The organism is Clostridium drakei, assembly GCF_000633595.2.
In the GTDB taxonomy this organism is placed as follows: domain Bacteria; phylum Bacillota; class Clostridia; order Clostridiales; family Clostridiaceae; genus Clostridium_AM; species Clostridium_AM drakei.
Map to the genome: position 1 here is coordinate 1 of NZ_JIBU02000047.1, position 22700 is coordinate 22700.

The following is a 22700-nucleotide window of genomic DNA, read 5'->3' on the forward strand; positions in this document are numbered from 1 at the left end:
TGAGCAAAGCTCCAAAAGTTATCCACATTTTTCAACTTTCAATTCTGCAATCATCTAAAAAAACTATTATTACATTTATTATAACATAAGCCAATGATTCTTTTAATATCATTGGCTTATTTCTTAATATTTAATCATATTCTATTTATTAGGGTTGTCCATGTGTACAGTTCACTATGCTATAAGAAAAAAGACTATATCTCACCATTTTGAAGTATAATAATATTATCTTCCTTTTCAAACTTTCCCTTAACTTTTTCATAAAAAATAAAAATAAACTAAAATGATGTTTGTTGAGTGTACTCTATTTTCTTTCCAGTTAAAACATCATATCCTAAGCTTCCTGTATCTGCGTTAGATTTGAACTTAGCTACTATTATCTTCTCATAACCCACACCAGGTTCTTTCTTTAAGAAATATCTTACATTAAAACAATTTGAAAGCTGAGTTTTAATTTCAAAACCAAATGCCCATAACTGCACATTGTTTTCTTTTAGTAGTTTTAAAATTGGCAACCATATAATCTCTGATGTGGTTCCAGAGAATGGATTATCTAGTATAATAACTTTCTTACTCTTATCAGTAGATGATGTATATAACTTTCTTAGATAACTAATCAAGCATATTAGAACAGATATATACATTCCATTAGTTTGCCCTTTAGAACCATAAGCTCTATCCCAGTTAAGCCAAGAGTTAACTTCCATATTATTTATATCTTCTAACTTATATAACTCTATTGAGCTGGCTTTAATTGGCTTTATTATCTGCTGAAATAATTTTTCTATTGTTAACCCTTTAGATAACTGATTTCTTCTCTCATTATCATCTTCGTATTCCCCAGAACCGTTAATTAAATACTCAATATAGTTCTTCATCTTTTCTTTAGCTATATCATCTTCTAATTTAGTCAAGTTAACTTTTATCATTTCTTGTCTAATGCCATTTATTTCGATAACAGATAAGTCAGCCAACTTCTTAATATCTCTCAATATATTTTCACTCTGTTGGATACATAAAGTTACAAACTTTTCTTCTTGTAATTCAAGAGATTTAATATCATCATCTAATCTGATTTGCTCTTGTTTTATTAATTTTAATAAACATTCTTTATCTTCACTAATATCTTTACCTATTAAATTAGTTATGGTAGTCTCAAGATTAGCTACATCATTAGGAATTTTCGCCAATTCTTCTAAAATTTCATTAAATCCTTGCATATAATTTACTAACGCATTACCTTTTACAATATCTGCTTTATAAAAATGCTTTTTACTGTTTATTGAGTTTTTAATGTTAGATACAGCTTTTTCGATTTCTTTAGAAGATCTGACCCTATCTAAAGATATATCATCTATTTCTAAATCTACATCTATATCCTTGGCGATAATACTAAATTCACCTTTGCAATCTTTTTGAAATTGTAGTTCTTTTTCTAAATCATTTTTAATTATTTTGAACTGAGATATTTTTTTCTCAGAATCACGAATAATACTTTTTATTTCTTTCATCTTTTCTTTCGGATTTATATCATTTAGATATCCTTGAATAAATTTCTTTATATCTAAATATATCGTATCTTTTTCTTCTTTTAACTGTTTAATTTTCTCTTTATATCTATCACTTAATGAACGTATTTCTTTTTCATACTCTAAAAGTATATTATTTTCTTTTTGTAGTTCTATTCCTAAATTATCTACATAAATTTGAATTTCAGCTATAACTTCGTTAGAGTTGTTAGTAAATTCTAATGTTATATGATCTAATTCATCTAAAGATATTCCATCCTGCTCAATATTATTTTTTAATCCTTCAATTCTTACCTTGCAAGATTGAATTTCTTCTTCTAATCCTTTTAAATTGCTATTAATGCCATTAAATCTATCTATAGTAGCTTTCAATTCACCTTTTAAATAAGTATATTCAGCATCTTTTATAACCTCATCATCATTTGAATCTACAAAAGATATCTTATCAATTTCATCTTTTAAGTTGCCTACAGTTCTATCCATAGTCCTTATCTTATCATCTAAAATATTCTTTCCAATATTAAGCTCAGTTAATAATCTTTGTTCTGATATTAATTCATCTGATTTACATTCTTTTTCTTTTCCCATAGACTTAATTTCATCATTAGCTGCAATATATTGATTTTGTAACTCTATATATTTATCAATCTCTATAATTTGATTTTTTAAAGTATCTATTAAATCCTCTGTATTTTCTGTCTGCTTTTTATTCTCTATCATATTCGCAGTAATAGATATTTCTAATTTTGTATATTCCTCTGTATCTTTCTCATTTTTCTTTAAAACTAACTCTATATTGCCTACCTCTGCAGCAAGAACTTCTATGGTCTTAGCATTTAAAAATTTACTGATAAAGCTTTTAACAATAGCAGAACTTTTTTTGACCTCTTCTATATTATGAACTAAACCAGATTGCTCTTCCTGTAACTCACTTAATTCAATTTCTTTTTCCCTCTTTATTCTTGCAATTTCATCTGCATTAACAAAGAAATCAACATCTTTAGATGTAAAAGTCATTCCATTTGGTAATAATACAGTATTATCCAAAGAATCTTGATTTATTATAGGAATCGCCCCACCAAAATAGTTAGATAATACAGTTTTATCACTTATAAACTTTCTATATTCTCTTTCTCCAAGTAATATAGCATATGGAACTAACTCATTTATACTTATAAAATATTTCTTCTCATCTGTAGTTAACTTAGCTAAAAAATCTTTACCTAATATAGCGTCTGAATACTTTGGCTTTAAAGTATTATACACTTCTTCAGTATCTTTACTTAGCGTTAAAGAATTGCTTTTTAAACTTGTTATAAGATTCGTTATTTCACTTATTTTTATTGAAAGCATTTTGTTACCTTCTGATAATCCCTCTAACTTCTTATCAATAGTTTCATCTAAAACATTAATATCTGATTTTTCATACTTAGCTATATATTCCTCTATATCTGCATAAAGCATTCTAGCTTCATCTAATATAGCATTTTTGTCTTTTAAATCATGCTCTAATTTAACCTTATTTACTTTTAGAGTACCTATCATTGTTGTTGCTTCATTGATATCTTTCTCATATTGAACCTTTAAAATTTTCAAGGATTCTTTCTCAACTAAGGCTTTTTCTAATCTTTCTTCCATATCTATCTTAGTTAAGTTATCTTTAGATGTATTTTCTATAATTTTAAAATTAGTTCCAGACATATTTTTTTGTATGTCGATTTTTCTCTTTGTAAGTCTTTTTATATCTCTTTCTAAGCTGCTTATTTCACTTCTTAATTTAATTGTTGTTTCTGTATGCGTATTTATCTGATCAGCCGCCTTAATTATGTTTTCATTAATACTAGCTATCTCCACATTAGAAACATTAATTTTATTTGCCAAGTAATTCTTTACCTTTTGACCAATAGAATTTCTTTCTGCAAGTAATTCAGTATTACTAAATTCTAATGCCTCTATTGACTTTATACATTCTGCTTTCTTGGCCTTATCTTGTAGAATAGAATGATATACATTTTCTTTTTTCTTTATTAAGAGTTTTTTAGATTCTTTCTGTAAAACAATATTTAGCTCGCCCACTCTTTTCTCTTGATTATTAAATTTCACATTATTATCAGCAAGAGATTGTTCTATATCATATATTTCTATAGCCTTTAAGTTTATGGTATTTTGTTTAAAGAGCTTCTCTTCTCTCTCTATATTTTCTGAAACCTCATCAGAAGCTTTCTTCAGTTCTACAATCTTTTGCTCTAAGAAAGCTATACTTTTCTTTATTTCAATATATAAAGCATCTCTTTCTACATACTTATCTTTTATTTCCGTAAGCTTCCTAGCAACTAATTCTACAAAACTAAGTATTTTATCATATTCCCTTGCTTGTCCCTTTTTCTTTATAAGGTCATCCATGAGCTCTCTTATATTTAATAAATCTCTAGCTAGTTCCTCACTGTCTCTATACTCCACATCAACTCTATTAGCATTACATTCTTCTATTTTAGGAATCAAAAATTTCAATATAAATTTCTCACTAGTAGAAAAAGTTCGTAAGTAGGTAGCAACATACTTTTCATCTGCATTAACCCCTCTTATAAGTTCCCATTCAGCATTGGTTATATTGTATTGAGCCAGTCTTTTTTTATAATCCCTTGCTTTATCAGGAAGCTCGACATAATAACCATCACCTTTTATACCCTTTAAATATTTTTTAAGGTCCTGTAATGACATTCTCTTTTTGCTATTATTCTCATCTTTTTCTACCAAAGGGATGTTGAATATATCATTTTCATTAGGTGAATTATATAGGCAAATGTAAGAAAATTTATCAAAATCTCCATAATTAGATTCTCCGTCACTATTAGTGATCTTATTAGGTTTTGATGCACAAAATCCAGCTAATAAATATTTATATCCCATGCCTTCATCTAATTCCCATTCCGTTAAGCAATGAACAACTGTATTCTTATTAGCTGGATCAAATACAGCTTTAAAATCCCAATCCTTTTGCCATGTACTATTAGGAATAATTGTTTGACCAAGACATTGAATCAAGAAACTTTTTCCACCACCATTAACCATATCTAACACTATGGTTTCCCCTAGGGAGTTTATCTTCATATCTTCAAAACATTGCTTCCCTTCATTGAACCTTGCTATCGCTCTACCTCTATTTAAACTAGGCATTTATATTTCCCCTTTGCTTTCTATTTCCTCATCTAGTATCCTTTGTAATACTGTTTTTGTTTCAGCATCATCGAAAAATCGCTCCACAATATATTCAAATTTGGGAGTTATACTGTATCTACTTGTATACTCATCTTTATCCATATACTTGTTTTCTACTAAAAAAGCTAAAGTTTTATTTATTAACGTTAGTCTTGTTTTACCTCTTTTTTCATTGAAATCAACGGTTTCTTTGTTTCTATTGTTTGATTCATTCATTTCATTCATCCAATATCTATGCATATCTTTAAATGAAGAATCATCTACATTTTCTATATTAGTATTGGTAGCAAGAGCCGTAAGCTTATCTTCTACTCTATCTAATAAACTTTTAGAAGTTATATATTCCACATATGTTCTATAATTGCTTTGAATATAGAAAGTAGCTATAACACAGTAAATCACGAAGTAACATAAATATAGCTCTTTATTGTTTTTAGCTCCTAATCGGTGTCTAAGTTCTTCATTGGTATATCCAAAAACCTTATTATTTGCTTTAGCTATAACAAAAGCACCTTCTGTTTCTGTTATATATAATTCCAGTTGGAACATTTCTACTATTTCATCTAATTCAGCTGCTACTATAGAATTTGTTAACAAAGATCTATATAAGTCTTTATTTATTTTTTCATTTACTGGAACATTCCTAATCATATTAGAAAAAATCTCTAAGGCCGTTTTTGTATTAGAATCCATATTATCCACCTTAAACCTTTCTTATTATTACGTTAGTCATTTTGAATCCAAGGGCTATTTCAATATAAGAGTCCTCAATAGTCTCTATTTTTATTTTATAAGTTTCTAGTCTATCCATATAAACAGCCTCTAAAGCTTTCTCTAATGAGTCATTGCCTTTCTCTTTTTTCCATTCCTCATCTGATAGCACATTTTCTTCATTTAACCTTAAAAAATCCAGTATAAGCCCTATAAAATCAGGGTTCTTAAATATATTTTTATTGGTTTCTTCATCAGCGTCCATTATCACATCTCCCATTATAAATGAATCTCTATCTTTTAATAACATAAATAAATAGTTAATTATGTATTTGTAATTGTGGAGCACCCTTTCTCTAATTTCATTGTTAAACTTATCTGTATCTATAAGAATAGCATTTTCTTTGTCTTGAAAATTTGTATCATCATTATTTGTACTGTTATCATCAAAATCAAGCATCTCATTTATTTTAGGCAAGGCAAAACTTTTTTGTATATTTAGTTGAAAGAATGGCATAGCCATATATTCTAGGGATTTAGCACTTCCTATTTGCCCTAATTTATCTAAATAGGTTGAAAAGTCAAATGATGGTCTTAGAAGATTTATTTTTTTCTTCCTTAAAATTTCGTTAGCTTTTTTAGAAAGTATAACTAACTTTCCTAACAACTGTTGATGTAATTCAACAGTTTTATTTAGCTCTTTATCCATTTCATCTAAGCACCTAAAAGCATTTATTTCTTTTTCTCCAAGCTGTGATTTAGAAACTTTCGTTGCATAATCTTCCCTTAAAGTTCTAATCTGTTCCATAGTTTCAGAAAACAGTTTTTCCTCTTCAGCTTGATGTTTATCTGCTAGTTCTCTGTATTCTAAAAAAGATTTATATCCTAAATTCCCACCATATATTAAAGACATTTCAATCTCATAGACTCTAGCTATTTGCTTGATAACTTCTGCATTAACATTTGTAAGGGATATTAATGCGCTTTCATATTCATTATGTTCTATAAGTTTTTTTAGTATCAGTAAACTTATAGTTATTTTACTTTCTTCTCCAAACTCTTTAGTTTCTAGAAAAAAATCAATCGCACTTGGAGTCAGTTCAAATTCTTTAATACCTGAATCACTTGATTTATTAATTACATACTTTACATTTTGTCTTTCTGGCATAAAAATAGGAAAACCAATGTCAAACCCTCTTCCTTCAGAGTTTTGTATAATATCTATCGTATCATTAGTAAACTTGTACAAAGAATCCCCAATAAGTTTAATACTATATACTTTTTCTACAAACATTTGCAAGTAATCTTGTATATTTACAAAGGTTATATGTTGTGCTTTAAGTTTACCTTCATAGAAAAGGAAAGATATTATCCCCATACATACTTCACCAGCATCAATATTTTCATATTCATCTTTACTATACTTTCCATTCATAATCTTAAAGAATGGATAATATTTTACTAAAGATTTCATCCTCACAGATAATTCGTTAACTGTAGTATTTAATGTTTTTATATAATCTTCATTCATTTCCATATGCCTTTCTTAGTTCATTATAATTCAGTGCTTCTTGAGGTATATATTCTCGATTTTTAATAATAGCCTTTAATTTATCTCTAACTTCATTGCTAAAAGCATTTAAAAAAATATTGAGTCTATCTTCCTCTATATCAATTTGTTTTTGAGATCTAGATTTTTTAATCCCCATTTTCATTCCTATATTTAGAAGATTCTTGTATAAACTTGTACTTGGCATTATAGAAAAGTCTTTAAAATTACTCTTTAATCTAAGAAATATATCTACTCCTGATAAATCTATGTCTCCAAAATAATATATACTATCATTCTCATTTACCCCATACAAAATAGTTCCACGGAAATTAGATTCTACACTACATCCCTGTCCCCATATAAGCATATCTATATCATTGGATATTTCTCTTAGTATCTTATTTAAAGACCAATAAGTTTCTAAATTTTCAGCAATCAAAATATTTCGTCTATCTTTTTCATAAAATCCCTTAAATATAGTATTTAAAAGAGGTTCATTTTTCATTCTACACCCTAAGTCTTCCTCTTTTATACCTAACTTCTTCATAACTACAGAGACCTTACCTTCAGACATATCCTTCTCATATCCAAACATAATATAACTAATTTCATTTAAAGTTATTTCTCTATAATGAGTTGTATCCCTTAATAAATCATTTAGAGCTACTATAATATCATAATCTTCTCTAAACTCATCAACTCTTTTGCCATAATAGCCTAGATTAACCTTATTTAGCTTTGCCATATTTATTTTCTCTTCTTCTGTAAAAACGATTTTATCTCTAAGCACTTTATATTTCTTAAAGAGATGTGGATTTACATATGTTTTACCATCACCATGTTTCTTTATAACACCTGAATTTTCAAGTTCCTTAATAAGATTATAAAATTCCATATAATATACATTCTGTAAATCAACAACTTGCTTTTTATATATCCGTGACACTGTAGCATATAAGTCATCTATAGTGTACACAGTTTTCTTTTTATTAGATGATAATTCACCCTTAACTAATTCTACCTTCATCATTACTCCACACTTAAATTTTATTTTCACTATTTATATTCTGTAATTCTGTAAATTTATAATATAGACTACTTTGTATTAATTCTAACATGTCACCAATTTCTTATCCATATATTAAAAATAACTTCTTCAAATATAATATTAAATTCTAATGTCTTATTTAATTCTATACTTTGGTTCTCCACATATATGGTTAACCGTATAACATTCTATATCACCGTAAGAATCATTCTAATTAGTTATAATTTATCTAAGATAAATTCATCAACAGCTCTATTAATGCTTGAACTATCTATTTCACTAATCCATTCTTCTGGAATGACTATATATTTACATGCACTTTCTTTACTTTTTAAATAATTATATATTATATGAGCTTCATCTATTTCATTCTTGCCAATATTAATTGAAGTTTTTAAGGCATTACCAAAATGGGATATAATATTGCTCTTTATTTTATACTTTATTTCATCAACACTAAAATCACTAATTTTATATTTTTCACTAAAAATTACTTTATTATATCTTATTAAAAAAAGCTTAATTTCTTTATCATTTAAAAACTCTACTAAAGCAATATTTTTATTGGCTTCTGTAAATGCAATAATTTTGGCAGTACTTATCAAATGTTTTACTGCTCTTATATAATCTCTATATTTAGCTGCATGTTCAAAATCAAAGTTTTCAGCAGCAGTATTCATTTCCTGCTCCATTTCTTCAAGAATAGTGGAATCAATTCCATTAAGAAGCTTTATCACTTTTTCCACTAAAGCAAAATAATATTCTCTAGAAGGATTAGCTGTACACATACCAATACACAAATTTCTAGAATACTTTATGCAGCCTGAAGCTTTTCGAGAACTATTAGTACATAAGATTTTGCTATGTTCCTTTATACCACAAATCGCCTTTTCTATAGTATTTTTACTATTATAAGGTCCAAAATAAACATTTCCATCGGACTTATCAGCCTCGCCAACAATTTCAATATCTGGATATTTCTCATACATGTTTATTTTAATATAACAATAACCCTTGGGATTTTTCATTTGCCTATTATATATTGGTTTAATTTCTTTGATTAATTTGCATTCAAGAAGTAAAGCTTCAAATTCCGTATCTGTTAATATATAATCAAAATCCTTAAGGTTTTTCACTAACTTTATTACTTTTGGAGAATGTGATTTGGAATTTACAAAATAAGACCCAACTCTATTTCTTAGATTTTTTGATTTTCCCACATAAATAATAGTATCCAGTGAATCTTTCATAAGATATACTCCTGGTGAAAAAGGCAGTTTTTTAACTTTTTCTTTTATGTCCAAAGTTATATCCTCCTAGTTGAATAATAACATTCCCCATTACATTTTCCATGGAGCAGTTTATCTTTTACTACTTTTTCATAACTCTCGCTATCTTCAGTATCATCTAACATATCCATAGCTTTTTTTAAATTTCGTACATCTCTCTCCATATTCTCAATAGAATTACCTCTTCCAACTACTTTCAAGTGTGTAATACCAGCCTTTTCTAGTTCTTTTAAAGAACATAATGCGCAGCCTGTCTTACCGAAAATATATGAATCTTCCATTTCGTCTTCATTTTCCATATAAATTTCTTCATTATACTTATTATCCAACTCTTTATAATACAGCTCAAGCCTTCTATCTACTTCTTCAAAGTTATTTGCATATTCACTCACCTTTGATAAATGATATGGCATTTTACACAAATGTATCATTTCATCACAGTGCAGAGAATTACAAAAAGCCCCAGTATAATGACATCTCTCATTTAAAATAAATGCTTCATACTCTAAATTTTTCATTTCATTATTATTTATACATGATTTCATATCTTCAATTGAATTCTTTCTATGAAATATATAACGAGATATATTAAGTTTATTAAAAAAATCAATGGAAAGGCGATTTAGTTCAGCACATTCTCCACTTAAATATATGGAACATTTTATATTATTCTCTTTCAAATATAATATAAGTGCAATGTCTGCTATAATAAATTCGTAAAAACCAATATTCATCAAATCTTTTATTATTTTAGCTATCATTTCATATTGTTCCTCAAGATAGTATAAATAATTAAAAGTTATACTCACTGGTACCTTATATACATCAACCATTCTTCTGAGTATTTTCATATCCTCAAAAGTATTTATCTGAACATTATAGTAAAGTACTTCTCTTCTATTTAAAGGAAACAAAGTTCCATATTTTTTATTCCATTCATAGGGAACATACCCACAAAACACTTCATCTGCTCCAGCTTTCACTAATACTTTATAATCATCAATACATCCTAGTCCTGCTGTTATTTTCATAATATTTTCCTCCTATGTACAATAGGAAAGTTTACATTCCTACTAACACCTTACATTATATAAAATTTAAAACAAATCTATCTATACCACTATCTATGTAATACTTTAATTTCTCTGGACTTTTCAGTAAAGTATCATCAAAAGCAAATAAAGAATTATATCTTCCAACCATTTTTAAATGCTTTGGATAAGAAAAAATATACTCATTACAATACTTTGGACAATCAATAGCAAGCTTCTGATTTCCTCTATCCATGGTTGTGCATACTGCATATAGCGGACAATATTGTGATGTGTTTGTTTGATAAAAAGGAATATGCATACTATGATTCCCTTCTGCAATAGAAATTTTATAACCACAGTTTTCATATTCGTATCGTTGAATTTTACAATCTTTAAGAAGCTTATTAAAAGTTGAACTATTAAGGCTGTTCTCTGAAATTAGTTTTTTATTTTCCATATATCCCTTCTTATAAAGATACCTAGGATCTTTTTTTCTCTTATTCAATAAAACTCCTACTACCAACTTAAAATAATTTGTTTTATTCTCAACCAATTTCAGCATTCCAAAGTCATTTACTATAATCTCTATTACCACACTATTTTTATCACACCAATTATATACTTTATTTACAACATCTCTTGTTTTTTCTATATAACAATCTCTCATATATGTAAAACATAGTGTTATTTGAAGTTCTTCTTCTTTTGCTTTTTGCATCATGTTTATTAACATTTTCACTTCTGGAAATAAATTGTGGCAAAATTCATTTCCAATATAAAGTCTGGTAATATCTTTTTGAAACAGTTTATGATTATCTACAAAATTCTCTTTTAAATAATCATTTTTAAAACTTATGATATCCTTATCCATATATTTCTTATATAAAATATCATTATCTAAAGCAATAGCTAATTCTATTGAATCAATAATATTATAATTCCATTCTGAATAATTTAGATGTGACAGCCATTCTTTTTTCTGTTCTAAATAATAATTATAAAATTCATAATCCAATTCTGCTGGATATCCAACCATTTCCTTTGAAAACTCATTATCATATCCGAAAGCTTTTAATCTAACATATTTTGAATACTTTTTAAAAATATTTCTTACATTATCCGAATACTCATGCATTTCAATAGAAAGAACATATGTTAAACTAAAATCCCCTTTTCTTTTTTCTATAATACTATAATTTTTTATTATTACTTCTTCATATCTACATTCATCAAATATATAAAATGCTACTTTTAAGCAATCTATTTTATCTATTTCATCAGCCAAACGCACAGTTAGCTTTTTAGGAGATATTTTTAATATACGTACTTCTCTATCATTTAACAAACAGGTTAAAATTCCTGATGGTAAAAATTCTACTTCTTCCTTTTCCAAAACGTGATACCTCCTCTTAATAAATATACTCTATTACAATTTAATTATATATTATTATTTAACACAATATATAATTAAATAGCACTACCCATAGTATTATAATATTTAAAATAACCCATGAAAATCTAAAATTTTCATGGGTTTTATGATAGAAACATAGATAATGAAATCTATTGAATAACAATTTTCTAGTAAATAAACATGCTAGAGAGCTTTTCCTAAACACTATTTAGCAACATTAAAACTTTCAAATACTTTTTTTACCATTGGAATTACATAATGACTTCCGCCTCTTTCTTTTACATCCTGAGCCATAGCTATTACAAGCAATTTAGGATTATCCGTATTAACTGCTGCAAACCATCCTAATTCAGTACCATTAACATCACTTTGAGAGAGCTTAATTTCTGCAGTTCCCGTTTTTCCAGCTAAATTCAATCCTGAAATATACGCTTCATGTCCAGTACCACCAGGACTTTCTACAACCTGAGTTAAATCCTTTAAAATTGTATCTGCTATCTCCTTTGAAAAAACATTATTTTTCCATATCTCAGCTTTTCCAGTTTCATCGTACTTTATGTATGGCTTTATCATGCTTCCGCTGTTAACAAAGGAACTGTAGATAGCCGCTAAATGGAGAGGATTTAATAATATTTCTCCTTGCCCATATCCACTGTCTGCCAGTTGAATTTCATCTTTTATATCGCCATCTGCATCAAACTGTGATTTAGACATTCCATATTCAAAAGGAATCTTTTCTCCTAACCCAAATTTCTCAAGTTCTGTTTGAAACTTATCCTTTCCTATGTTTAATGCTGCCTGTGCAAAATATATGTTGTCAGAATGAACTAATGCATTTATAAGGTTTGTTGGTTGTCCGTAGTCATCAACTCTTGTAACAAAATAACTTCCCCAACTCTTATCCTTCTGCCATTTAAGTCCTGAAATATTTTTTGAAACTTCTTCATCAATACTCTTTGTTTTAAGCCCTATTGCAGCAGTTACAGGTTTAAAAACTGATCCCGGACATAAATTGCTTTGAAATCTATTATACAAAGGTTTTTTCTTATCTTCATTTAAATTTTTCCACAAATCCTGTGACAATCCCATTACAAAATCATTAGGATTATAAGATGGTGTACTAACAAGAGCAAGTACCTCTCCAGTTTTTGGATTCATTGCAACTGCAGCTCCAGCATCTTTACTTAATTCTTCATATAGAAGATTTTGCATATCGGAATCTATTGTTAGCTTTAAATCTTCACCATTTTTTACAGCTGTACTAATTAAGGTCTTTTTCTTTTTTCCATCTTTATTAACTATATATATTTCATATCCATTCTTTCCTCTAAGAACCTTTTCATATATCTTTTCCAATCCAGTTTTACCTACTACATCACCATTTTTATAGTCTGAATCTTTATTTTTTTCTATTTCATCTGCATTTATCGCTTGAACATATCCTACTAAATGTGCCGCCTTTTCCTTTAGCGGATATACCCTTGCTTTCTTTTCATTCACCATCACTCCCGGTATTTTTAAAAGCGAGTCAATTTTTTCTTTATCATCTTTTGATATTGTTTTTATAGGAATAAACATATACTGTTGTACATAAGATGCTGACAGTTTTTTATTTATATCTTCTACTGGAACTTGCAGTAGTTTTGAAATCTCTTCTTTTAATTTTTCTGACTCATTACCAAGCTTTCCTGGTATAATACCTATTTCAGCTGCTGTGCCATCTAGTGCTAAAGCTTTATTATTTCTATCTTTTATTTCACCTCTTTTAGAATTCAAAGTATTTATCCACACTTTATCTTCATTATCAAGTTCAGGAAAAATCATCTTACTACTCCATATAATTTTCCATGATTTATTCTTTCTTAGTTGAGCAACATTAGAAAAATTTAACTTTCCCGCCGTAGTATCCATTGTAACTTCAAAATTAATATTTTCTATATCTTTGTCGTATTTATTTTTTTCTAAACTTTTAACCTCTACATCAACTTTTTTTAATCCAATTCCATTATGAATATTTTTATAACGTTGGACAAAATCTAATTCACTAATCTTACTCTTACTATCTTCGTCTATCATATCATACATAAATTTAAAGTCTTTCTTATTCCATGCATTCACATAACTATTAAAAGCTTCTTTAGCTAAGGTAGCTTTGGTCTTATTCCACCAGAAAATAGATATAAATACTATTAGTATAATTACTGTAAAAAAGACAAATAAACCTAATTTTTTATTTTTATATAACTTGTTACTTAAAAAATTCATTTTCATTAAATAATCCCTCTTAAAATAATTTTTTCAACAAATCAAGTGTATGAGTAAGTATTTGTTTACTTCCCCACTTGCCATGTGATGGTATAACAATCTCTGCATTTGGAAACTTATTTATCAAATTTTGAACAGAATTAGGCCATTCCTTTATATTGGCATCACTAGTATTTCCTATAGAATTAGACTCTAATGGTTTTGCAATACATCCAGCGTACAAAATCTTATACTTTGGCAACCATACAACAATATTATCAGCAGTATGCCCTTCACCTGGAAAATATACTTCCAGATTAGTTTCTCCAAAGCTTAATACTTCATCATTATTAGTAATCGATGGATTTGGCCTATCATAACCTGATTTTTCAGCCATTTGAGCTGTTAACGGAGTAGATTTAACATCTATTTTGTTATTCAATAAGGTTTTAATTCCACCAATCCTATCCATATGTGCATGTGTTACTATTGCAGCAATAATATTTTGATTAAATTTTTCTTTTGTTAGTTTAATTAATTCTTTTGTTTGATCATTAGTCCAAGGTGTATCTAACAACACCAATCCTTTAGTTGTTAAAACCAATAAACCATTTGATAAGGTTCTAACTCCATTAATGTTATAGTATGTGGTATGCACCCAGACATTATCATTAATTTTAGTTAACTGCACAAAATTAGAATCATTGCTTCCACTTTTAAATACGGATTCTTTCACTTTTTTATCTTCTACTAAAGTCGTTTCCTTTGTCTTATTGGAACAAGAAGTCATAGTTGCAATTAATACTAAACTTAAAAATATAGTAAATACACGTTTAAAATTTTTCATAAATCAACTCACTCTCCCATCTTTTTTTATAGATACTTACACTAGACATTTATCTCTGCGTAGAGATATGTTACCAAAACAAAATATGCGTATAAAAACTTCTCAAGTTAATTATTATAATTCATAATAGTATCACCTAAATAAAATCATTAGAAACTACAATTGTAATAATTTAAATATTACAGCTGTAGTTTTTAAAAGTCAACAAAAACCTTTCTACATTTTAGGACAATTGACAAGGAAAAACTAAAATATTATAATCTAATTATTACAAACGTAATAATTTGGAGGTTTTATATGTCGGATCTACCTAAAATTTCAGAAGCAGAATATAAAGTCATGAAAGTTATATGGTTAAATGCTCCTATAAGCACCAATGAAGTCATCAATAAGCTTATAGAAACTACTAACTGGAATCCTAAAACAATTCAAACCTTACTTTCAAGACTAGTTAAAAAAGGTGCAATAACTCATGAAAAAAACAGTAGAACTTTTGTGTATACTCCACTTGTAAAGGAAAAAGAATGCTTAGAACGAGAAAATAATTCTTTTTTGAATAAATTTTATAATGGAACATTAGCTTCTATGGTTCTAAGCTTTTTAGAAAAGGATAAATTAACAGAGGATGATATTAATGAATTAAAAGGTATTTTAGATAAAGGAATGAAAGGGAATAATAAAAATGTATAATTTATTTTTTATCCACTTCTTGTTAAGTACATTCATTTTATCTATTCTTGGTATTTTTATATTACTTTTTAAAAGAATATTAAAAAAGCATATTTCAATACAATGGCAGTACAATATTTGGTTTCTATTTTTAATTATCCTAGTTATTCCTTTTATACCAAATAAGTTTTTTAATTGGATAAATATTAATAATTTCTCATTTTACAAAGTTGCTCTAAATAATGATAATATAAAAAATATATTTACTTTTAATCACACTGCAAACAGTATTATTCAAAATTCAAATGGATTTCAAGATTTTACAATATCAGTAAATCATTCAATTCCTGAATACTTAAATACTTTTTTTATGGTAATCTGGATACTAGGAGTATTGGTTCTTATAATTACTTCCCTATTCTGTAATCATAAGCTTAGTCATATAAAAAAATCAATACACCCATTAGAGGACCAAAAGATTGAAAAAGCATTTGAAGAATTTGCAAATGATATTGGAACGAATAGAAAATTCATACTAGGCAAATCATCATTAGTTGAAGCTCCTATTACTTTTGGTCTTTTCATACCTCACATAGTATTGCCTGCTAATATCATTAACCAATTGTCTGAAAATGATATAAAGTATATCTTACTTCATGAATTAAATCATTACAAAAATAAAGACATATTAGTTAATTATATTATGCTTATTTTCCAAGCATTGTACTGGTTCAATCCTTTTATTTGGTTTCTATTTAATGAAATGCGTATAGATCGAGAAATTGCCTGTGATATTTCTGTTTTAAAAATGATTGATAAAAGCTGTTACATTGATTATGGTAATGCAATTATTAATTTTGCTTATAAAACTTTAAAAGTATCTTCTTTAGCTATCTCCTCTAGTATAGGTGGATCTAAGCATCAATTGAAAAAACGTATTCAAGAAATTTCGAATTTTACTAAAGAATCAAAAGCATTAAACATAAAAAGTATACTTATTTTTATGTTTATTGGATGTCTTATTTTAAGTCAAACTCCTATAATTTCTGCTGCAGCCTACCGTAATAATTTGTACGATTTTAAAGAGGACTCAGTATCCTATGAAAATCTAGGTTCCTATTTTAATGGCTTTGATGGAAGTTTTGTACTCTATAATTTAAAGTCTAACCAATACAGTATTTATAATAAAAATAAAAGCGTTTTAAGAGTCTCACCAGATTCTACATATAAAATTTTTAGTGGATTGTTTGGATTAGAATCAGGCATTATACAAATTAAAGATACTAATATAAATTGGACTGGTATAAATTATCCTTATGTAACCTGGAATAAAAATCAAAATTTATACTCTGCAATGCAAAATTCAGTAAATTGGTATTTCCAAAGTCTAGATGAACAGCTTGGTATGAAAAATTTACAAACCCATTTTAGGCAAATTCATTATGGTAATTGTAATTTTTCTGGGGGAATATCAAATTATTGGATTGAATCCTCCTTAAAAATATCACCAATAGAACAAGTTCAATTATTAAAAAATTTCTACACAAACAAATATAAATTTAAAGAAGAAAATATTAAAGCTATCAAAAATGCTATAAAAATATCTGAAAAAGATAAAAATGTTCTTTCTGGAAAAACTGGTACAGGTACTGTAAATGGTAAGAATATAAATGGTTGGTTTATTGGATATGTAGAAAAAAACGATAATATTTATTTTTTTGCAACTAATATACAAAATAATAATTATGCTAGTGGAAGTAATGCATCAAAAATTACATTGGCTATTTTAAAGGATAAAAACATCTATTAAAATAACTTTGTTAGTAGAGAAATAACTTAAAACTTTCACATATTGATTACATCTCCGGTGTAGGCAAAGATCAATTTGAAACTACTGAATAAAAGAACTGATGAAGTGTATACAATTATCACTTCATCAGTTTTATTTTCATTTTTAACATGAACTAATAATATTAAGTTTTATTCCTCTACATATGAATCAGTAATCTTTTTACACATCTTTACAAAGCAATCCATTTCCTTTTCTGTAAGAGTATTTTCAATTAAATCCATAATTTTATTTCTAAACTTTTCTGATCTAACTAAAAAATCTTTACCAGCTTGAGTAATTAGGATATCATAATTTCTTCGGTCGGTTTTTCGACGCTGCTGAATAATGTATTCTTTTTCTAATAAACGTTTTGTTAGCTTAGACATACCAGGCTGAGAAATTCCTCGAATTTCTGCCAGTTCTTTTGTAGTCTTAGGACCTTGCTTATCTAAAATATCCAGTACATTATACTGTGCTGTTGTTACTCCATCAATATTAAAACTATTAATATTACTTATAATCATACATTGAAAAGGAATATAGTATTCTTCCAGTTCTTTTTTAGGCATAAGCATTTTCTCCTTAATTTATATATTTCTTTAAATACTTTCCTGTTATGGATGTTTCGCTATTTATTAAATCTTTAGGTACTCCTTCAAACATTATATTACCACCATTTTCACCCGCAAAGGGACCTAAATCAATAGCCCAATCTGCTTGGCTTATAATATCTAAATTATGCTCTATGACAATTACAGTACTGCCATTATCAACAAGACGATTTAAAATTTTTACAAGCTGTGATATATCTGACATATGAAGTCCTGTTGAGGGTTCATCTAATACATATATATTTCCATGACTTTCAAGTTCTGAAGCAAGTTTTACTCTTTGTAGTTCACCACCAGATAGAGTGTTTAAAGGTTGACCAAGAGTAATATATGTAATTCCAACATCCACTAGTCTTTTTAGTATAGCACATATTTCTTTTTCATTGAAAAAATCTAAAGCTTCTTCCACTGTCATATTCAAAACTTCGCTTATATTTTTGCCACCAAATTTATAGGTTAAAACTTCATCTGTAAAGCGATGTCCCTGACATACCTCGCATACAGTAGTAACTGTATCCATAAATGCTAAATCTGTATAAGTTATTCCTAAGCCCTTACAGTTTTGGCAAGCCCCCTTAGAATTAAAGCTGAATAAAGAAGACTTAACATGATTGGCTTTTGAAAATATTTCTCTTATGCCATCAAATATTCCTGTAAAAGTAGCAATGTTAGATCTCTTTGAAGCTTGTATTGCTTTTTGATTAATGAAAACTGTATTAGGATAAAATTTAGGAAGTACCTGATTAATTAATGTGCTCTTACCTGAACCTGCAACTCCAGTTACAACTGTCATAACACCTTTAGGAATATTTACACTAACATTTTTAAGATTGTGTAAATTTGCATCTTTTAAAGATAACCATTGATCAGAAGTTCTAACATTCTTTTTAAGCTGTGTTTTACTACCTAAATATTTTCCTGTTAGTGTATCTGATTGAAGCAGCCCTTCTAATGTACCTTCATACATTATTTTACCACCATTAATACCAGCTTTGGGTCCCATGTCAATGACATAATCTGCAATTTTAATAACATCAGGATCATGTTCAACAATTAATACAGTATTTCCTTTATCACGTAAAAGCTTTAAAAGTATATTGATTTTGTCTATATCATGAGGATGCAGCCCAATGCTGGGTTCATCAAAAATGTAAGTAAGACCTGTCAAGCTGCTGCCCAATTGACGAACCATTTTTATTCTCTGTGATTCACCTCCTGAAAGTGTTGAAGTTTCTCTACTTAAGCTCAAATAACCTAAACCAATAGATACTAAATGTTCTAGACGATTAATAATTGCACTAACTATACTTACTGCTTTAGTATCATAAATAGTACGAATAAAATCCAGCAAATCTGTAATTTGCATTTGAACACAATCTGCTATGTTTTTATTATTTATTTTACACTGCAGCACAGATTGATTTAATCGTGCTCCTTTACAAACAGGACATACTTCTCCTCCGACGATTTTAGATATTTCTTTTTTATACTTAGCACCTTCTCCTTCCTCCTTTTTTAGAAAACTTCTCTCTATTCTCGGAATAAGCCCTTCATAAAGTGAAGTTTTAGGCCAGTTAGGATCAGAAGTAGTAACTTTAATATCTGACTTATATAAAAGCAAATCCATTTCTTCTTCTGTAAAATCTTTTATTTTCTTACCATTATCAAAAAAACCTGAATGTATATACCTTTTTAATCGCCATCCTCCTGGTTCAAAGGTTGGAAATAAAATTGCGCCTTCGTTAAGAGATTTATTTTTATCTAATAACCGGTCTATGCTTATCATATCAACTTTTCCAATACCTTCACACTTTGAACACATTCCTTGAAGATTATTAAATGAAAAAACATCAGAGTAGCCAACAAAAGGTTTTCCTACACGAGAAAATAGCAATCTTAATATAGAATATGTGTCTGTAATAGTCCCAACTGTAGACCTTGCATTTCCTCCAATTCGTTTTTGATCAATAATAATTGCTACAGATAGATTTTCTATAGCATCTACACTTGGCTGTCCATAATGTGGTAACCTATGGCGAATAAAACTTGAATAAGTTTCATTTAGCTGTCTTTGAGATTCTGCTGCTATAGTATCAAACACCAAAGATGATTTTCCTGATCCTGAAACTCCAGTGAACATTGTTATCTCATTCTTCGGAATTTTTACATTTACATTTTTGAGATTTTTTTCTCTGGCTCCGACTACATTTATGTATTCTTTAATATTTTCCCTATTCATAAAATCACCTCTTAAAAAATTTTGTCATTTGTATAACCTGGTAAATATATAACCAGGTTAATTATATTTTAGTACTTTAATTTTTATATTGCAATGCCTAATTAGTATATTTTGAAAAAAAATAGAACACATTAAATAAAGATGGCACCTATAATAAAGTGCCATCTATTTGTAAAAACATATCACTTGTATATTCATCCAAAGTAATTTTTTATATTCTAACTTATCAAAGGGGCTGTCGCATTAAGAATAAATACTACAATATGTTGTGCTAATTTTAAATTTGCAAATCAACATATTGTATCTAAATTATTTAGTGCGACAGCCCCTCTTAGTTGTTATTTATCACTTTTCACTTTACTGCTTAGTATAGGTATCATAGTAGCTATTACTAGAATTGCTAATATGACAAATGCCATTCCATTAGTAGCAGCAAATCCACTTGGCTCAGATCCTTTTATAACACCTGATACTTGGAATATTATACCAATGAGTCCTATTATAGAACCACCGGCAACAAGTCCTGAAGATAAACTTATACCATTGGAAACTCTAACTTCTTTTTCCTTTTCTGATTTAGAAGCTCTTTCTACAATCAGACGAACTATTGCACCTACTAATATTATTGAAGTTGTAGATATTGGTAGATAAAATCCTATAGCAACTGTCATTATAGGAAGGTCTAATAAGAATAAAACAATTCCCATAACAGCACCAGTAATTATCATAACCCAGGGCAATTTACCTGACATTATGCCAGCAGTCAGTGTTGACATTAAGTTAGCTTGAGGCAATGCAAATGGTACTTTATCACCAGTCATTGCAAGCTGGCTTGAAAGTAATAATATAGTACCGGTAACTACTGCAACACCAACTACACCGGCCACAGCAAAATATTTTTGCATTTCATTTTTATCTCCGCCAATTACAAAAGTAACTTTTTGTGATTGACAATATCCACCAGCTGTAGCTATAGCAGTAACTATAAATGTACCAAATAAAAGTAATGATCTATTGCTTCCAGGGTTTTTCCAACCCATTACAACAAATAGCAATGTTACAATAACTATAGATGCTATAGTCATACCAGACACAGGAAGATTTGAAGTTCCTATAGTACCAGTTAAACGACCAGAAACTATAACAAATAGCATTGACAAAAATAATGATAAAATAGAAGCAGTTATTGCCATTACTATATTTCCACCAGATACTATAAATCCACCTATGAAACCTACCACTATACCACCCAGTAATATTAAAGTTTCTGAAGATGAACCTCCCTTACCATTTGTTGATTTAGCATTAAGAGTTTCCTGTATTGAAGATACTATAGTTGGAATAAGCCTTATGGCACCTATCAATCCACCAGAAAGCATCATTCCTGCTCCAATATATTTTACATAACTACCAGCTATATGTTTGACCTGCATAGCACTTATAGCTACACTTGGATTGTTCCATACATTAGCACCACCTTTTCCAAAGCCTGCAAAATAACCTATTAAAGGTAAAATAGCAAAATTAGATAATATAGAACCAGCAAACATAGTTAATGAAACATCCATACCAACTATGAACCCTATACCAAGTAACAGAGGATTAACTTCAACCTCAAACCTCCATTTATAAAAGGATTCATTTATATAACTTATAACATTATTGGCTATATTTAAAAATGAACTAGTTATAACAGTTATAATACCACCTATCCCAAATCCAATCCCCATATATTTCATTGATTCTCCAGCACCTTCTGAAGCAACAAGTGTTTCAGATATAGCCATTGACTCAGGATACATTAATTTTCCATGTTCTTCAACAATTAAGTAATTATAAACAAGAGAAGCTATTCCTATGCCAAATAAAACTCCACCTACTCCAACAGTAAATCCCTCTAAAAAAGAAACTTCAGAGCCTATTAAAAATATTGCTGGTAAAACAAATATCATACCACTAGCAATTGATTCTCCACCACTTGACATACCTTGAAGTAAGTTTTTACCAAGAATGCCTTTTTGTTTTGCAAGTACAGCTATAAATGCAGAACCTATTATAGAGCCAGGTATACCAGCAGCCACTGTAAGCCCTGATTTCATACCAGAATAAGCAGTAGATGCTGCAAATAATGCAGCTAAAATAACACCAATTATTAGCACAACACCATTTCCACCTGATTTAGAACCTTTAGAAAGATAAGGAACATAGTCTTTACCCTTTACGCCTCCATATGCATTTTTAGATAACTTATTATCCATAAAACGCACCTCCTTTTATGTTTTATGAGACGATTATTGCCAAAATAAATTTTGCAATTAAGAAGATTAATTCATTTAAAAAATATCATCTCAAAAATATTGTCCTCATTTGAGAAATTTTCTATACATTATATGAAAATTGCTAAAAATAAAAAAGAGGCCTTTGGGCCTCGTTGTTGCTGTCGCTCTCTAAAAATAAGGCGGC

14 protein-coding genes are annotated in these 22700 nt (G+C 28.4%); 2 read left to right on the forward strand and 12 right to left on the reverse strand.

Features of this window, described 5'->3' with window-relative positions:
* Window positions 1-278: 278 nt before the first annotated feature.
* The 9 genes from EG57_RS0220070 to bla form a co-directional block, all read right to left on the reverse strand.
* Window positions 279-4706, reverse strand: coding sequence for a coiled-coil domain-containing protein (locus tag EG57_RS0220070; RefSeq protein WP_032078900.1), 4428 nt, complete (start codon window positions 4704-4706; stop codon window positions 279-281).
* Window positions 4707-5441, reverse strand: coding sequence for a DUF6063 family protein (locus EG57_RS0220075; RefSeq protein WP_029160215.1), 735 nt, complete (start codon window positions 5439-5441; stop codon window positions 4707-4709). It abuts the gene before it with no gap.
* 10 nt (window positions 5442-5451) lie between these two features.
* Entirely contained in the window at window positions 5452-6990 is a 1539-nt protein-coding gene (locus EG57_RS0220080) for a hypothetical protein (RefSeq protein ID WP_152563680.1), read from the reverse strand.
* Window positions 6983-8041: a Wadjet anti-phage system protein JetD domain-containing protein gene (locus tag EG57_RS0220085; protein WP_082085080.1), complete on the reverse strand. Its 1059-nt coding sequence runs from the start codon at window positions 8039-8041 to the stop codon at window positions 6983-6985. The genes EG57_RS0220080 and EG57_RS0220085 overlap by 8 nt, the downstream gene beginning before the upstream one ends.
* 236 nt (window positions 8042-8277) lie before the next feature.
* A complete protein-coding gene (locus EG57_RS0220090; RefSeq protein ID WP_032078902.1) occupies window positions 8278-9363 on the reverse strand; it encodes a UvrB/UvrC motif-containing protein in 1086 nt (361 codons plus the stop codon).
* A 2-nt stretch (window positions 9364-9365) separates the two neighbouring features.
* Entirely contained in the window at window positions 9366-10379 is a 1014-nt protein-coding gene (locus EG57_RS0220095; protein WP_032078903.1) for a U32 family peptidase, read from the reverse strand.
* A 55-nt stretch (window positions 10380-10434) separates the two neighbouring features.
* Window positions 10435-11775: a hypothetical protein gene (locus EG57_RS0220100; RefSeq protein WP_032078904.1), complete on the reverse strand. Its 1341-nt coding sequence runs from the start codon at window positions 11773-11775 to the stop codon at window positions 10435-10437.
* A 225-nt stretch (window positions 11776-12000) separates the two neighbouring features.
* Entirely contained in the window at window positions 12001-14061 is a 2061-nt protein-coding gene (locus tag EG57_RS0220105; protein ID WP_052038014.1) for a penicillin-binding transpeptidase domain-containing protein, read from the reverse strand.
* A gap of 19 nt (window positions 14062-14080) precedes the next feature.
* Complete coding sequence (bla, locus tag EG57_RS0220110; RefSeq protein WP_032078905.1) at window positions 14081-14887, reverse strand: subclass B1 metallo-beta-lactamase; 807 nt, start codon at window positions 14885-14887, stop codon at window positions 14081-14083.
* Window positions 14888-15184: 297 nt separating this feature from the next.
* Between bla and EG57_RS0220115 the strand changes: the two genes are divergently transcribed.
* Together EG57_RS0220115 and EG57_RS0220120 are read left to right on the forward strand one after the other, a co-directional pair.
* The gene (locus EG57_RS0220115; protein ID WP_032078906.1) at window positions 15185-15577 is read left to right on the forward strand and encodes a BlaI/MecI/CopY family transcriptional regulator; all 393 of its coding nucleotides are present in this window, start codon (window positions 15185-15187) and stop codon (window positions 15575-15577) included.
* Window positions 15570-17366 carry a BlaR1 family beta-lactam sensor/signal transducer gene (locus EG57_RS0220120; protein ID WP_032078907.1) on the forward strand — a complete coding sequence of 599 codons (1797 nt, stop codon included), beginning with the start codon at window positions 15570-15572 and terminating at the stop codon, window positions 17364-17366. The genes EG57_RS0220115 and EG57_RS0220120 overlap by 8 nt, the downstream gene beginning before the upstream one ends.
* A gap of 170 nt (window positions 17367-17536) precedes the next feature.
* Here EG57_RS0220120 and EG57_RS0220125 read toward each other — a convergent pair whose 3' ends face one another.
* From EG57_RS0220125 to EG57_RS0220135, 3 genes are all read right to left on the reverse strand, one after another.
* Complete coding sequence (locus tag EG57_RS0220125) at window positions 17537-17956, reverse strand: MarR family winged helix-turn-helix transcriptional regulator (protein ID WP_029160225.1); 420 nt, start codon at window positions 17954-17956, stop codon at window positions 17537-17539.
* Window positions 17957-17969: 13 nt separating this feature from the next.
* The gene (locus EG57_RS0220130; RefSeq protein ID WP_032078908.1) at window positions 17970-20237 is read right to left on the reverse strand and encodes an ATP-binding cassette domain-containing protein; all 2268 of its coding nucleotides are present in this window, start codon (window positions 20235-20237) and stop codon (window positions 17970-17972) included.
* 338 nt (window positions 20238-20575) lie between these two features.
* Window positions 20576-22495 (reverse strand): OPT/YSL family transporter, encoded by a 1920-nt coding sequence (locus EG57_RS0220135; protein WP_029160227.1) that lies wholly within the window; start codon window positions 22493-22495, stop codon window positions 20576-20578.
* Between the last annotated feature and the right edge of the window lie 205 nt (window positions 22496-22700).

What these genes read in the sequence shown, in the direction of transcription:
- EG57_RS0220135 (WP_029160227.1), bottom strand. Translation starts at nt 22,495, where the DNA reads ATGGATAATAAGTTATCTAAAAATGCATATGGAGGCGTAAAGGGTAAA.
- EG57_RS0220125 (WP_029160225.1), bottom strand. Translation starts at nt 17,956, where the DNA reads ATGCCTAAAAAAGAACTGGAAGAATACTATATTCCTTTTCAATGTATG.
- EG57_RS0220115 (WP_032078906.1), top strand. Translation starts at nt 15,185, where the DNA reads ATGTCGGATCTACCTAAAATTTCAGAAGCAGAATATAAAGTCATGAAA.
- EG57_RS0220080 (WP_152563680.1), bottom strand. Translation starts at nt 6,990, where the DNA reads ATGAATGAAGATTATATAAAAACATTAAATACTACAGTTAACGAATTA.
- EG57_RS0220130 (WP_032078908.1), bottom strand. Translation starts at nt 20,237, where the DNA reads ATGAATAGGGAAAATATTAAAGAATACATAAATGTAGTCGGAGCCAGA.
- bla (WP_032078905.1), bottom strand. Translation starts at nt 14,887, where the DNA reads ATGAAAAATTTTAAACGTGTATTTACTATATTTTTAAGTTTAGTATTA.
- EG57_RS0220070 (WP_032078900.1), bottom strand. Translation starts at nt 4,706, where the DNA reads ATGCCTAGTTTAAATAGAGGTAGAGCGATAGCAAGGTTCAATGAAGGG.
- EG57_RS0220105 (WP_052038014.1), bottom strand. Translation starts at nt 14,061, where the DNA reads ATGAATTTTTTAAGTAACAAGTTATATAAAAATAAAAAATTAGGTTTA.
- EG57_RS0220075 (WP_029160215.1), bottom strand. Translation starts at nt 5,441, where the DNA reads ATGGATTCTAATACAAAAACGGCCTTAGAGATTTTTTCTAATATGATT.
- EG57_RS0220085 (WP_082085080.1), bottom strand. Translation starts at nt 8,041, where the DNA reads ATGATGAAGGTAGAATTAGTTAAGGGTGAATTATCATCTAATAAAAAG.
- EG57_RS0220095 (WP_032078903.1), bottom strand. Translation starts at nt 10,379, where the DNA reads ATGAAAATAACAGCAGGACTAGGATGTATTGATGATTATAAAGTATTA.
- EG57_RS0220120 (WP_032078907.1), top strand. Translation starts at nt 15,570, where the DNA reads ATGTATAATTTATTTTTTATCCACTTCTTGTTAAGTACATTCATTTTA.